Source organism: Campylobacter sp. RM9328 (assembly GCF_012978615.1).
The window spans coordinates 39,973-54,967 of sequence record NZ_LIWF01000004.1 but is presented as its reverse complement, the minus strand read 5'-3'; the positions used below and the strand labels follow the sequence as shown (position 1 = coordinate 54,967).

The following is a 14,995-nucleotide window of genomic DNA, read 5'->3' as shown; positions in this document are numbered from 1 at the left end:
CTACTTTAATATAAGCTAGGGCGAATTTAGTTTATTACGGGGTTAAATTTTATTTTCTTTAAGCAGAATGTAGATGAGTGGGTTCATCGTAGTTTCGCCACGTGCGGCGCACAACACAACATCTTCAAAAAAATAATCACTCGTGCCATAGCTTCTAAATTCATACGCACCAAATCCAAACATCATCGGCGTCATCTCAACCCTAGAATACCAAGCCCTTCTTGCATCGATATACTTCTCGCTATCTTGCGAATAAACCCAAAGCATAATGTCATCTTTATTTTTCTGACGCATAAGCCAGATAAATGAATTGCCGATATCGTTAAAAAAGTAAGTATCACCGTTTGGCATTACAGCTTGAGCCGTATTATAAAGATCGGCGATAAGCGTCTTGCTTTCTGTGCAAAGGTATTTTCCAAGCTCGATCTCAAGTGGTTTTTTCTCAAGATTTCCATGCCTGACTACAACACTACCCTCCTTTACGTCAATACTAACATAAAGCAAGGTAAAAACACAAAAAAGAAGAGTGAGCGCAAAAATTTTCTTTATCATAGCAACACTCCGATCGTAAAGTAGTATTTTGCAACATAAAACGAGCATATAGCCACATTTATAAGTAGCCAAAACGACGAAAGGCGAAGTAAATGAGTGTAGTCATATCCTGTGATAAGCTCGACCAAAAAAGGAGTAATACCGTAAAAAATTCCCAAAAACAGCGAACCCCAGATAAGATAACCAATGTAATAATACTCGCCCATTAACATACAATACGGGCATTTGTGATTAGGCTGTTCATAGACATAAAGCCCAAAAAAGTAAGTTATAGCATAATAAGCGATAAATAAAAACAATAAATTTAAGGCAAAACTAGCCATTGACTGCTTTAAAAAATTTAAAACCGCGATAGAGGCAAATATAACATAAAAAAACATCGCTAACATCGCTTGAGTGTAGCCAAAAGGTAGTTTAGGAGCTTGAAAAACAACAGAACAACAAAAAACAGGAACACTTAAAGGTATGTTTGTAAAAAACAAAATTTCAAGCACAAATTCACCCAAAATAGCACAAAACAGTATGCTAAAGATGATGTATTTTCGCTTTAAAAACGGAAAATTTATCGCTTTTAAGTCAAGATAGTTTACAACAAGCCAAAGTCCAAGTCCAAATATAAGCAAGAGTTTTAGTAAAAACAGTATATTGCCGTATTCGTTTGAGCCGATAACTCCTGCCGAGCACATAGCGCCAGGCACTACGGAAGAGAGTTTATTTAACGAAAGAGCAAAGAAAACAAACAAGATAATCTTGCAAAATATAGTAAAAAACAAGATCGTATTTACAAGATAATTATACTTTTCAAGAGTGTATTGTAAATTTGTAGTTGCATTAAAGTCCCAGTAGCGTAAAATGCGCACGATATAAAACTGTGAGATAGCCATCAAAACGATAACTATAAGCTCGGCAAACAAAAACGCAATTACATCATTTGATAAAAATACACTCATAAAATTTCACCGTTTTTAACATCAACGATCTCATCTACAAAGTCCAAATCATCAAATAAAATATCATGAGTTGCTACTATAACCGTCTTTTTTAACTCTTTAAATTTCTTAAGCATCTGGATAAAAACAAGAGAATTTTGTTTATCCAAATTTGCGGTCGGCTCATCGGCTAGTATAATGCTTGGCTCCATAACAAGTGCTCTTGCTATAGCGCATCTTTGCTTTTCGCCTCCGCTTAGGCTTGATATATTTTGATCTTTTTTGTGAGCTATATTTGCTATTTGCATAGCTTTTTGCACCATCTCTTCAGTTTGTGACTTGCTAAGACTTAATATACTTAGCGGGGCTTTTACGTTATCTTTAACACTTAGTCCCTCAAGTAAATTAAAACTTTGAAAGACAAATCCTATCTGTGTATGACGGATATTTGAAGCCATGATATCAGGAAGCTTTGAAACATTTTGTCTGTTTATTAAAATTTCGCCGCTACTTGGCTTTGATAGCCCCCCAATAAGTGAAAGCAACGTGCTTTTACCACTTCCGCTCACTCCTTTTAATATCACCAGATCACCGCTCTTTATGCTTAAATTTATATTTTTTAAAGCATAAAATTCATTTGTTTCACCCTCGTGGTAAATTTTATTTAGATTAGATACTTCTACTGCGTTCATTTTACTGCCTCACTCATATCTGCTATAGCTATACGCCACGATGGTATGATAACAAATGCTAAAAACGGTATCACACTAAACAAAAATATAAGAAACAGCATATTAAAGTCAACAATAGGCGTAAACGTAACTGAATTTTCAATCTCAAGTCCCAAAAAAACATTACGCAATAATGGAGCGTTAAAGATAAAAATATAAATATAAGCAAGTGCCACACCTAGCAAAAAGGCACTCGTTGCCACTGTAAAATTTTGTATAAATTTTAATGCAATTATGTCTTTGATCGCATATCCGATACTTCGCAAGATGGCGATCTCTCGCTTTTTTGAGCCGTATGCTAATGAAATTTGGTTTTTAAGTAGTATGAAAAACGAGATCATAGCCGCCGAATAAATCACCATAAAAATTCCACCCTTATAATAATAAAGATGTCTTATATCAGAAATTCTATCCTCCATGCTAAGTGCTTGTGTGTTTGGGTATAAATTTGAGATACTAAGTGCGACTTGACTTATCTCGTTCTCGTTTGGAACATCGACATAAATTTTTGTGTATTCGCCCTCTTCCAGGCTCAACACCGCTCGTGCGGTTGTGGGATTTAGATAGATGACATCGTTTGTGATGATATTACTACTATGCGAAGCGGTTTTGTTTATCTTGATAGGAATTAAAGCGTGTTCTGTTAAAAAGTTAAATACATCTTCATAGTAAAGCTCTGCCATCTCCCTTTTTACACCCTCGCCTATTATCATCTCGTTTTCATCAAGCTCATCTAAGCCAATTATATGAAACCAAATTCTTTTTTGTCCAAAGTAGTAATACCCATCCACAACGCCCCACGCATCACTTACACCGTTTATGCGCTTTATGTCATAGATATAACCGTCATGCATGGTGTCCTTTTTACCGGCTCTTACTGCCTCCACGACAACACTTGGAGAGTTTTGTATACTAAGACTTAGGTCGTTTTGAATAGAGCTTGATATAAACAAAACCGAACTTAAAATAAAAACTATAAAGGTAAAAATAATAAAGCTAAAAGCATGATCGGCTCTATCTTTATAAAGTAGTTTTATGGCGTAGTCGATAAAATTTTTACTTACCATAGACAAATTCCTTGTATTTTGGACTTTTAAAAACTATCGAAGCTCTTACGTCTTTGACTTTTTTAGAGATATTTTCCAGCTCATCACTTCTAGTTTTATCATCAAAATTTATATAATGCAATCCGATAAAAGCATAAACAACACTAAAAACTACAGTTAAAATACCTAAAAATTTCATAACCCTTTTAACATTTCTTCCGTTATATCTTCAAATTTTAAGATCTGCTTGCCTGCATGATCTTTTGCAAAATTTATGGCCTCGTTTTGACTTGCAAATGGGATTAACTCATCACCCATAGGGCCAAAGACATTTGAGCCGACTACAAAATACGCGTTTTTGGCATCTATCTTATGAAGCTTGTAATAATCACTCACAAATAATTTATTGAAATTTTTATTGTTTTTAAAGTAATACTTCATCATGTCTTTAACACCGTCAAAATAAAACTTTTCGCTATCTGCTTCTATCATCGCAGCCCATTGTGGGTTTTTAGCTACAAACATCCCGCATATCGGACATCTTGCATCTTTTGGAACGACGATCTTTTCAGCTTTTTTAACCACATTTACATTTTTTGGTTCATCCCAGATATAAAGTGCTGCCGCTTGCAAGTCGCCATCGGCTGAAATTTGACAGAACTTTTTGAGGTCGTCTTTTAAAAGCGCGATACTTTCATAAATGTTTTTATCGACTTTTGTGCATTTGGTTTCATAAATTTCTTTACCTTTTGCATAAACTCCGCCCTCGCGTTTTGCTTTTATCATCTTCATGTCACTTACAAAGTCTTTTCCTGCTACCTCATAAGCCTTTTCAAAACTCATTATCTCGCCACCGTTTCTAGCTTGAAACTCTTTAGCATCATCTTCGGTTAAAAATGAGTATTTACTGTTTTGCGTCATCGTTCCTTTCATTCGACTACCGACAACATAGTAAGCCTTGCTGGCATCGATAAAATTTAAATTCTTTGTATCAACAACCATGACATCTTTTGGCATAGTTCCCTTTGTAGCCTCATGAAGACAGTGCATTGAGCAGTATTGTTTACCGTTGTGAGTATGATTTGTTTTATAAAATTTAGCCAAATCCATCCCGCAATTAGGACAATACTCTTTTGCATTTCCCTGCATGATAAGAGTTGATTTATCAGGCTCTACACTTTGAAACATTGCCGCTTGCAACGCTCCAACGATACAAGCAAGTATCATAAATTTTTTCATACCAACTCCTTTATTTCATAAGTTGTTCTAAAATTTTTGCATTCTCACAAGCTTCTACAAGCCCGCCGTCACAACTTTTCTTAAAAAAGTTTTTAGCCTTTTCGTTATCGGCTTTTACACCTTTGCCCTCAGCATACATTATGGCAATATCATTACAACCTTTTGCATAGCCTAGATTACAAGACTTTTCAAAGCTCTTTGCTGCTTGCTCGTAGTTTTGACTTGTGCCTTGAGCTAGCGCATACAAGTAGCCAAGGTTATCACATGCCATACCGATACCTCCGTTGCATGCCTTTTCGTAAAAGCTTTTTGCCTTTTTGTAGTCTTTTTCTACGCCATTTCCTTGGTTATAAAGATAGCCAAGGTTATTACATCCCATCATATCTTCGTAATTACAAGCTTTAGTGTATAGTTCGATCGCCTTTTTAAAATCACGCTCCACTCCTGCACCATTTGCATAAAGCAGCCCAAGCGAGGTGCATCCTTCGTTATCTTTACAAGCTTTGTCGTAAAACTGCGCTGCTTTTGTAAAGTTTTGGTCAACACCTTGACCGCTTTCATGCATATATGCAAGGTTGTTGCAAGCTAAAGCAAAATTCATCTTACAAGCTCTATCGTATAAATTTACAGCTTTGACAAAGTCCTTTGCTACGCCACCTGTTCCCTCATAATACACAACCGCAAGGTTATAACACCCAGATGCCTTTTTATCCTCTTCGCAAGCTTTTTCATAAATTTCTACTAATTTTTTATGATCTCCGCTTTGCTGCGCCTCAATGCCCTTTTTTATAAAACCGGCATTTGCCAATACTGCCAAGATCAATACCAAAACAAGCTTCTTCACCTTCTCTCCTTTTATATAGCTTTTACTTCTCGCCCTCTATAAGCAAAAACAGCGAGTAAGATCACAAATGTCAAAATAAAATATATAAATTTAGGCACTCCCATAGCATCACCGCTAGCATATGAATGCATGCCCGTTAAATAAAAATTCACACCAAAATACGTCATCACGATACTAGCGTAAGATATCATCGAAGATACGCAAAAAGTATATATGTTATTAAATTTAGGAATAAACCTCAAATGCAAAACGATAGCATAAACAACAATGGAAACAAACGACCAAGTCTCTTTACTATCCCATCCCCAGTAGCGGCCCCAGCTCTCATTAGCCCAAATTCCACCAAAGAAATTTCCAACCGTAAGCATAGAAAGTCCAACTATCAAGCTTATCTCATTTATAGCTGTGATGTAGCGAATTTGATCATTTAAACGTTCTTTGTTTTTGCCATTTTTTAATATCATTAATACAAGAGCTAAAATTCCAAGCAAACACCCAAGACCCAAAAAGCCGTAACTCGCCGTAATAATCGAAACATGTATGCTTAGCCAATAAGACTTTAACACCGGAACTAAATTTGTTATTTGAGGGTTAACAAAACTCATGTGCGCCACAAGCATCACAACACTTGCAAGTAGCGACGCAGCACAGAGCGTAAGAAGCGAGCTTCTAAAAAACACCACTCCGGCTAGTGCAGCCGACCAACCTATATAAATCATGCTCTCATAACTATCGCTCCATGGCGCATGTCCTGCGATATACCAACGAAGAGCTAGACCAAAAGTATGAGCTGCAAATCCAAAAACAAATAGCCAAAAAGATATTTTTTTAATACCTTTATAATTCCCGCCCGTAAGTATCTCGGATAATGCCAAAATAAGTAAAATTCCGCCAAATACCATATAAAAATAAACAAGCTTTTTAAAAATTTCAAGTTTATTATAAGCAACCTCGGCTTTTATCTGAAATTCACTCGGTAAGATGTGTGCCGATACTTCTCTTTGGTAGTTTTTAAGCTGTGAAAGCGCAAAATTTGCCTTTGTCCAGTCGTTTTTATAAATACCCTCTCCAAGAGAAGAGATATAGTCATTTAAAAGCATTTTCACCTCTTTGGCTACGCCGGGATTAGCAAATGCATCGTTTGGAGAAAGCCATCTATCGCTCTGATCGTTTGGTATCGGTATAAATTTAAAAAATACACCTTTAAGAGCTAAATATGCAACATTTATACGCTCATCAAATTTAACCATTTCGTTATCAAATTTAGAACGTTGCGAGGCTGGTTTGGCATTTGCCTCATCGCTTTGACTCATTAGCTTATATTCGCCCTTTTCATCAAACATAAAACTAAAACTAACAAAATTTTCACTCTCGTTTAAATTTAGAACTTTTTTAATATCGCTATTTTTAATCTTTATGATCTTTAGATCCTGCCAGAGCGTAGGGTTTATACTCATGCCCAAAATTATTTGCTCTGCACTTAAACCAAATAAAGAATTTTGACCTGCAAATTTACTTACTATCTCATTAGCTTCCGTGCTCATCGGCTTTATGCGCCCCATGAAGTCTTGCACTAAAAGCTCTGCAAAAACACCGTTTGCATGAGATCTTGTAAATTTACCAAACTGTTTTAGATCATCATTTGCATATAAATTTGAATTGGTCGCAAAAACAAGAGCAAAGATAAATAAAGTGGCGTTATTTTTTATAAATTTTGCAAGTTTCATAAAGCGTGAATTTTTGGTAAAAAAGTTAGCTACAAAACCAAAACAAAGCAAGAAATACCCTACATAAGTAGGAATTTTACCAGGGTCTTTATTTACCTCCAAAACAGTTCCCTGCTCGTCTTTGTCATACGAGGATTGAAAAAGCTTATAACCGCTAAAATTTAAAGGGCTATTCATAAAAATTTTATAGTCCATTACTTTTTTATCGTCTTGCAAAACCTCAACACTGCTTGAGTAAGACGACGCACTTTGTGATCCTGGGTAGCGCTCTAGCTCAAAGTCGTTAAGCTTTACGGAAAACGGCAATGTCACTAGTTTTGATCCCCATGCAAGCATTATTTGCTTGCCATCTTGCTCGATAACTTGTGGTTCTCCAAGCCAGCCTACTCCACCCCTAAGACTTACTTCTTTTTGCTCTTTGTCGTCAAAGCCTGCTTTTACATTTAAAACGCTTCTTTTGCCTTTTGGAAAAGCTTGATAAGAGCTAAAATTTACGTTAAAAATTTTGTCGTCTATGGCTTGTGAGATAGAAAAGCTATTATCACCCAGTTGTGATAAATTTAAGAAGAATTCGAATGTTTTATCTTCTGTTATGATCTGCAAATAAGGCTTGACGCTTACCATTTCGTTTGAGTGTTCGCCCTCTCTTACGTGAAGCACCCCCTCTTCACCGCAATACCTAGTCAAAAAAGCACCCAAAGCTATCACGATAAAAGCAAAATGCACCACAAAAGCACCAAGACGGCGCCACATTTTTGTCTTTATGATGATAGCGCCTAGCGAGATCGTTAGCAAAAGCATAACGATCTCATACCATCTGGCGTCATAAACTAAAATTTTAGCCGTCTGCGTGTCGTAAATACTCTCTAAAAAAGTAGCCACCCCAGCTCCAGTAGCTAAAATGGATAGCATGAAAATAACAAATTTATATGACGAAAAAAAACCAAACAACCTCATGCTATCTCCAAAAAATCAAATAAAAATACTGTAAGTTTGTCCCGCATAAAGTATAAACATACGAAGCATCAAAACACCTATGATACTTGCAAGAGCACTCACGTAAAAAGCAAAACGAGTATGTGCAAATGTTTTGCCTAATAAGAAGTTAAATACGATAGGTATAACAAAGCCTATACCAACGACTCCTATCCAAAACATTTTAGCATATTCTCCACTAAAAAATGCCACGCTTGCCGCTTTTTGAACATCGCTTCCTATGATAAGCGAAACAAAAATCATACCGATAAGCAAAATTTCTGCAGCCATTACAGGCCACTCTATAGCGTGTAAAATTTTAAGATCGCTCGAATGCGTATCTTCTCTAAAAAACATTGCAGCAATAAGCCCGGAACCTGCTATGCCCGCACTTAATCCAGAAGCTACAAAAAGAGCCGGAAGCACAGATGTATTTAGTATAGGAAATCTTACCAAAACAGAGATAAGAAAGCCGGTATAAGCGCATATCGCAACAGCAAAAATAAGCGTTAAAACAAACATAAGCGGACGAATAAAATTTAAAATGTTCATTATTAGTCCAAAAAATGCCTTTAAGAACGTAAAATGGTTTGCAAAAAATGCATTTAATTCCTTCTCAAAAGCATATAAAACCATAACAAAGCTAAGCGGTATGTAGATACAAAGTGCTAAAACACCTATAGACATAACCGAAGTAAAGTTATAATTTATCAAAATTTTCCAAAAATAAAGCGGCTTATCAAGGTCGGCAACCAAGCAAACCATACCTAGTAAAATAGTAACAAGAGAAAGCAAAGAAGCACCCTTAAACAAAGGCGTAACACCAGTTTGCTTTTTATAATACCTTATAAGAAGTGCAACGATAAGCGCTCCACCGCTCATGCCCGCTAGCAAAAGATACACAGCGATAGGCCAATGCCACACGACTCCGCTTGAAAAAGTATGAGTATAATTTATCGCACCATTCATTTCACACCCCCATTTTTACCGCAGGTATATAGCGCAAACTAGGTTTTGTGCCACACTCGGGACGCATTCTTAAGCTATCTTTTATACAAAGAAGCTTGCTTATATGCGACTCTTCATCGTTTAGATCGCCAAAAACTAAAGCGTCGTATCTGCATGCTTCGACACAGGCAGGCTCTTTGCCCTCTGCCAAATTTGTATCTAAGCAGAAGTTACAGCTTTCTGCGGCATGATTTTCGCTATTTATAAAGCGCACATCATAAGGACAGGCTACTATGCAGTATTTACATGCTATGCAGTCATCGGCATTTGTTGTAGTTATACCTGTTAGCAAGTCCTTATGACAGGCGTTTGTTGGGCAAACACTAGCACACGGTGCTTCCACACATTGTTGGCAGCTAACGCGCACATATCGTTTTTGCATCCTGTTATTTGGATCTGTTTTATCCTCTACAAAAAGCCTCATCTGTCCTTTAGGGACTAGATTTACTTTCACACAAGCTCTTTCACAGTCAGTACACCCGACGCATTTGTTTTGATCAAATATCATGCCGAAATTTGGTTTTTTAGTTTGCGCTTTTGGCTTATCATTTACGGCTCCGTAAGATGCCGCCGTGATAGAAGCCGAACCAAGAGCAAGGTATTTAACAAATGCTCGTCGTTTTAAATTTGTGTCCATATTCTCCTCCATTTTTGGGCAAAGAATTTACTTTGTTTGATGTATATTTTTTATTTCTTGTTCACTCATGTCTTCTACTATCTTAGAATACTCTCCCGGCTTTAATACCTTTAAAAGCTCAACTTCAAACACCACGGTAGATCCCGCAGGGATAGTTTCTAGCTCTTCATCCGCATACGCAAGCTCGCTAGGTATGACAAATTTGTATTTTGAACCGGCATTCATAAGCAAAAGACCCTCTTTAAAACCCTCTATAACATTTATCAAAGACAAGTGCATAGACGTTTTGTTATCGTATGTGTTTTCAAAGACTTCGCCGTTTGGCAAATACCCTTTGTAATGCACCTCAACAATACTTTCCGGTTTTGGCTTATCTCCTCCGCCTAGCACTAGCATTTCATATTGCAAACCTGATTTTGTTGTTTTTACATTTTTATTCTTGGCATTTTTAGCCATAAATTCTTTACCGATTTTTTTATTATTAGCAAGTTGTATTTTTTTATTTTCTTCAGTTATTTTATTTAGCCTATCAGCTCTTTCATTTAACAAAGAGATTATATCTTCGTCTTTCATTTTTGTCTGTTTTTTTAGAGCGTCTATAAGACCTTCTATTACGATATTAATATCAGACTTTACACCCATTTGCATTTGGTTGTGAAGCTGGTTTGATATATAACTTCCCGTTGATGCACCTATAGCATAAGACTCTTTTTCTTCAGTTGTCGACAGCTGAGCGCCAAATACACAGCTTGACAAACAAAAGATAGGAATTAAGCTTTTTAATATAACTTTTTGCATCGTTTTACCCTTAATTAAAAAATTTTATAAATTAAAAGGGCTACATAAAGTAGCCCCTATTTTTTACATTTTACTATTCAAAATTCTTTGCGCTTCTTCTACATAACCTTTAGCAGCGTCAAGTCTTTGTTTAGTATATTTAAAGCCATGCATACCCCATGAACCGTCTTTTTCAAGTAGATCAACAGTGTCCTGAGCTTTTTCAATTAGCTCGTAAACTCTTGATTTGTTACTTGGATCAAGTTTTTTGGTTTCTAGGATCTTATACATTCCCTCAATGCCGATCTTAACTTGAGTATAGTCGTTTTTGATAGGAGTTTGCCATCCCATAACTTCATCATAAGCTTGTTTTTGATTTTTGAAGTGTAGGGTCTCTTTTAGCTCTGATACAACAGGGCTGTGGCAACCTTTGTTTTCAACCATATCAAGATCCGCCCAAGATGTTCTAGCACAAGCCCACATCAAGTCAACAAAGTTTCTACCATCTTCATTTCTTTGGAAATGCCAATCCTTACCGTCTCTTGCTTCTTTTGAAGCAGCGCCTGCAACGAATGATTTTTTATCAGGGCTAACATCGATTTTCCAGATGTGTGATCTTCTTTGAGTATCAAATCCCGCATTGTCTTGGAACTGGATAGCATAGAAGTTCTCACAACTCATCATAAACGGCATATGGCAAGATGCACAAGAGTTATCTTTGTGTGTATCGGCTCTTGCTGCTATATAAGCTTGCTCTTGGTGACAATCCGCGCAAGTTTTTCTAATTTTTGGTTTTGAATAGAATGAGCTTAGATAAGCTTGTTCTGAGTTATAGTTAAGTCCTTTGACATTCTTATCACCCGTAACAAAACCTGTATTATCGTGTGGATCGTGGCAAGTAACGCATCTCATACCTTTTTCATAGTGAGCTGTAAAGTATGATTGAGAACCCTCTGAACCACATCCTGGTCCCATTGATTTAAATTTAGAGCTTAGTGCTAAGTCAGGAGCGATTTTACCAAGCGGATGAGCTTTGTAAAGATCAGGGCTCCAGTTAAATCTTTGGTGACAACGTTCACAGTTAGAAGTTCTAAAGTTTGTAGCTCCGTCAAGGTGTCCGCCTGCCCCGTGACACTCTTCGCAACTTACACCTTTTGATATAGTGTGTTTTTGTAGCTCTTTAGCATTACCAAGTGCTGCATAAAACTCTTGTTTGCTCTTGAAGTCAAATTTGAATGGGTGGCAAACCTCACAGTATGAAGCATTAGCTTGGAAGTTCATAGTGTGTTTGTATTTTGCAGCATAAGATGCAAGACCGCGAACATAGCCTGTATTTAGACCGTATTCTTCAAGCGTTTCGGGGAATTCCGGCACCCATTTTTTGATCTTCTTAACAGTTTCTGGAGTTAGGTTAAGAGCCCAAGTTCTTTGCCATTGGTTTGAACCCGGAGTGATAGTACCAGTACCATCTCTTAACAAACCACCATCAACATGGTAAGTTCCTCTTAACATCCAAGCATCAACGAAACCAAATTTAGTTCTAAGGTGACCTACGGTTGCAAAGATAACATCAGGAGTAATACCTTTTGGTAGGATTGATGCGGTATCTTCTGTAAATACCGGCTCTGTTAGGTTGTTATTAACCTCAGGGTGTTCGCCAGGGAAGCGAATAGTAGTTGAGTGACGAGATCTACTCCATGCTTCGTATTGTGCAGGGTGACACTCACCGCATTTTTCAGAACCTATAAATTTATTAGGAAAAGCTAGTGATGAACCGGCAGGAATTCTATACATCATAGAACTATAGCCTTGTCCTTGTTCACGTTTGCTTGCTTTTGACAAATCCTTACCGTGCCCCTCCTCTAGCCATTCGTGGCCCCTATCTACGACATTTATCTTGCCGTCAACTTTTCCGCCGTACTTTGTAAAAATCGGGTGATTTTTAAACAACCAGTCATACATCTCTTTTTCTTCAACGATGTAATCCTGTAAAGATACGACACCTCTATCCTTAAGGGTTCCCTTAGGATCAGCGATAACGCCTCGAGCTGCGCCGGTCATTTGCATATCGTGCGCACAGGCAGATGAAGCAAATATGCTAATACCGGTAAGCAACCCAAGGAGTGCTCTATCCAGACCTTTCATACTTTCCTCCTTCGAAGAATTTTTCAAATTTCAAAAATCAAGAAGATTTCGTATTGATAATACTAACAATAAAAAGGGGTAAAAAGAGGGGGAAAGTTAATATTTTATGAATTTAAAAATAAAATTGTAAATATAACACCGTCTTTTGTGTTTTGCACTGTTATAAAACCGTTATTTTTTTTCATTATAACCTGACTCATGTATAATCCCAGACCGCTACCTTTTTCTTTAGTGGTAAAATTTGGGTTAAATATCTTTTTTATCACGCTTTCATCGATATTTCCAGCGTTATTTTCTATAGTTATCATACGCGATAAAGAGTTCTTAAAAGAGCAAATTTTAACCCTTTTTTCACCTGGATGCGACTGCTCAAAAGCCTCTTTGGCGTTACTTATAATGTTTATTAAAATTTGTATTATTTCATTAATATTTCCAAAATGAGAGAAATTTTCCTTAATTTCTACATCTAGTTTTATAACATGATTTTTAAGAGCTGATTTTAAAATTTTTTGAGCCTGTTCTATCGCTTCAGCACTGGTAAATTCGCGCTTTATAGAATTTGGATTGAAGAAGTTTTTAAAGTCGTTTATAGTTTGAGACATAAATTTAACCTGCTCATCTACATCCTTAATCTTCTCATTTAATTTTTCTTTTGTTAATTTTCCTTTTTCATTATAAAGCTCTAAATTTATAAGCGTTGAGCTTATTTGTGCCAAGGGTTGCTTCCACTGATGCGAGATGTTGCCTATCATCTCTCCCATTGAAGCAAGGCGACTTTGATGTATCATAAGTTGTTCGTTTTGCTCTTTGATCTTTGCCATTTTTTCATGTATCTTGTATACTAAAAATACAAGAAGCACAAAAACTACAAAAAGTGCCACACTGCTTGTTATAAGCTCATTTGCGTGATACGCAAGGATGTTTTTGATGGGAATTTTAAAGGATATCATCGCTATCGTATCGCCGACCTTACCCTCAAAGTCCTTTGAACTGCCGTATTGCTCCATCATCTTTTTAGGAACCGAATTTATGTTATGGCAAACCGCACATGAGGCTTGAGAGTTTTTAACAGGAAGTCCCACATATATGTAAGAGGTGTTGCCGTCTTTGATTACCTGCGAGAATTCCTCATATCTTTTCTCTTTAAAGCCTTCTAAAATTTCATTCTCAAACTCATCTCCCTCATGCTCTGGGTTTAAAGGATTGGTCGCGACAAGCTTATAGTCGTAATTTATCTTATTTTTTGAAAGTTGGATATTATAAATTTCACGTGTGATATATGATGACGACTGAAGTCTTGGGTCGAAAAAATCATCTTTTATAACGCCTTCCACCTTAAGCTCGTCTATCAAAGGACGCTGCACTATCGAGATATAATCCCGCACCGCATTCATCGTATCAAGCACATAAAATGCCTCTTGCTTAGCGTCTTTTAACGCAAGCTGTCTATAAAAGCTAAAGACAAGTCCCATGATGATTATATAAAGGATAGTAAAGATAGCCACCACAAAACGAAATCTATATTTCACAGATGTAACCAACCCCGTATAAATTTCTAATCGTATCTTTGCCAAGCTTTTTACGAAGCTCTTTAACTATGGTTTTTATCGCTTCTTTGCTTGGCTGGTCAAATTCCCAAAGATAGTCAAATAACTCTTCATAAGTGACTGCCTTGTTTTTGTTTTTCAAAAAATACTCAAGTAAGCGACTCTCGCTTTTTGCAAGGTGACAGGCGGTATCTTTTATGTAAATTATCTTTTTAGCAAAGTCATATCTTGCTTGGGTGTTGATATTTACAATTTGTCTATCGCCCCCAAGCTCACGAGCTATATCTTTTAATGCGGCTATAAAAGCCTCTTTATCATAAGGCTTTGGTAAAAACCTAGTTATCTTAAGCTCTACCGCTCTCCATAAATACTCTTGCTCAGTATGACTTGAAAGTATGATGATGGGTATGTTTTGATTATTTTGACGAACTCTCTTTATCACCTCAAGCCCGTCCATATGAGGAACCGTTATATCAAAAACAAGCACATCATAAAAACCGCTTGTGGCTAGATCAAGTGCCTCAAGTCCATCTTCTATACCCATAACTTCGCCAAAAAACAGCTCTAAAGTTTCGGTTAAATTTTTTAAAATTCCAACTTCGTCCTCTAAACAAAGAACTTTTTTATCCGATAAAATTTCTAAAATACTGCTATTTGGCACAAATTTCCCTTTAAATTTTCAACGATAATTTGCATATTATCAAAACAAGGCTTAAATTTAAAAGCTCAAATTAAAAATTTACTTTTACTAATATTTAAATATTTTATTATTAAAGAAGATAATTTGATTAAGTAAATTTAAAAAGACCGCTAGTTAAATTTAACGGTCTTTTTGTGA

The 14,995-nt window shown here is 36.5% G+C and carries 14 protein-coding genes; all 14 read right to left on the bottom strand.

The genetic code is table 11. From position 1 onward, the window contains the following. Positions 1 to 42 precede the first annotated feature (42 nt). The 14 genes from CCAL9328_RS03760 to CCAL9328_RS03695 all read right to left on the bottom strand — a co-directional run bounded on the left by CCAL9328_RS03760 (position 43) and on the right by CCAL9328_RS03695 (position 14,818). On the bottom strand, positions 43 to 552 hold the full coding sequence (locus CCAL9328_RS03760; protein ID WP_169935626.1) for a hypothetical protein: 510 nt from the start codon (positions 550 to 552) through the stop codon (positions 43 to 45). Further along, on the bottom strand, positions 549 to 1,502 hold the full coding sequence (locus CCAL9328_RS03755) for a hypothetical protein (RefSeq protein WP_170000036.1): 954 nt from the start codon (positions 1,500 to 1,502) through the stop codon (positions 549 to 551). Before CCAL9328_RS03755 ends, CCAL9328_RS03760 begins: the two co-directional genes overlap by 4 nt. Beyond that, entirely contained in the window at positions 1,499 to 2,173 is a 675-nt protein-coding gene (locus tag CCAL9328_RS03750; RefSeq protein ID WP_169935622.1) for an ABC transporter ATP-binding protein, read from the bottom strand. Before CCAL9328_RS03750 ends, CCAL9328_RS03755 begins: the two co-directional genes overlap by 4 nt. Next, positions 2,170 to 3,279, bottom strand: a complete 1,110-nt coding sequence (locus CCAL9328_RS03745) for an ABC transporter permease (RefSeq protein ID WP_169935620.1) — start codon at positions 3,277 to 3,279, stop codon at positions 2,170 to 2,172. The genes CCAL9328_RS03750 and CCAL9328_RS03745 overlap by 4 nt, the downstream gene beginning before the upstream one ends. Then, positions 3,269 to 3,457 carry a hypothetical protein gene (locus tag CCAL9328_RS03740; RefSeq protein WP_169935618.1) on the bottom strand — a complete coding sequence of 63 codons (189 nt, stop codon included), beginning with the start codon at positions 3,455 to 3,457 and terminating at the stop codon, positions 3,269 to 3,271. The genes CCAL9328_RS03745 and CCAL9328_RS03740 overlap by 11 nt, the downstream gene beginning before the upstream one ends. Then, entirely contained in the window at positions 3,454 to 4,497 is a 1,044-nt protein-coding gene (locus tag CCAL9328_RS03735; RefSeq protein WP_228026724.1) for a nitrous oxide reductase accessory protein NosL, read from the bottom strand. Before CCAL9328_RS03735 ends, CCAL9328_RS03740 begins: the two co-directional genes overlap by 4 nt. Before the next feature lie 10 nt (positions 4,498 to 4,507). Further along, positions 4,508 to 5,341, bottom strand: a complete 834-nt coding sequence (locus CCAL9328_RS03730) for a tetratricopeptide repeat protein (protein ID WP_169971630.1) — start codon at positions 5,339 to 5,341, stop codon at positions 4,508 to 4,510. A gap of 11 nt (positions 5,342 to 5,352) precedes the next feature. Further along, complete coding sequence (gene ccsA, locus CCAL9328_RS03725; protein ID WP_170000035.1) at positions 5,353 to 8,025, bottom strand: cytochrome c biogenesis protein CcsA; 2,673 nt, start codon at positions 8,023 to 8,025, stop codon at positions 5,353 to 5,355. Positions 8,026 to 8,040: 15 nt separating this feature from the next. Further along, positions 8,041 to 9,012, bottom strand: coding sequence for an NrfD/PsrC family molybdoenzyme membrane anchor subunit (gene nrfD, locus CCAL9328_RS03720; RefSeq protein ID WP_169971628.1), 972 nt, complete (start codon positions 9,010 to 9,012; stop codon positions 8,041 to 8,043). 1 nt (position 9,013) lies between these two features. Then, entirely contained in the window at positions 9,014 to 9,688 is a 675-nt protein-coding gene (locus CCAL9328_RS03715) for a 4Fe-4S dicluster domain-containing protein (protein ID WP_169971627.1), read from the bottom strand. A gap of 27 nt (positions 9,689 to 9,715) precedes the next feature. Further along, on the bottom strand, positions 9,716 to 10,486 hold the full coding sequence (locus tag CCAL9328_RS03710; protein WP_170000034.1) for an FKBP-type peptidyl-prolyl cis-trans isomerase: 771 nt from the start codon (positions 10,484 to 10,486) through the stop codon (positions 9,716 to 9,718). Between the two features lie 63 nt (positions 10,487 to 10,549). After that, positions 10,550 to 12,610 carry a cytochrome c3 family protein gene (locus tag CCAL9328_RS03705; protein ID WP_169935607.1) on the bottom strand — a complete coding sequence of 687 codons (2,061 nt, stop codon included), beginning with the start codon at positions 12,608 to 12,610 and terminating at the stop codon, positions 10,550 to 10,552. Positions 12,611 to 12,714: 104 nt separating this feature from the next. Continuing rightward, positions 12,715 to 14,139, bottom strand: coding sequence for a c-type heme family protein (locus CCAL9328_RS03700; RefSeq protein ID WP_169936031.1), 1,425 nt, complete (start codon positions 14,137 to 14,139; stop codon positions 12,715 to 12,717). Beyond that, positions 14,129 to 14,818 carry a response regulator transcription factor gene (locus tag CCAL9328_RS03695; RefSeq protein ID WP_169935604.1) on the bottom strand — a complete coding sequence of 230 codons (690 nt, stop codon included), beginning with the start codon at positions 14,816 to 14,818 and terminating at the stop codon, positions 14,129 to 14,131. Before CCAL9328_RS03695 ends, CCAL9328_RS03700 begins: the two co-directional genes overlap by 11 nt. Between the last annotated feature and the right edge of the window lie 177 nt (positions 14,819 to 14,995).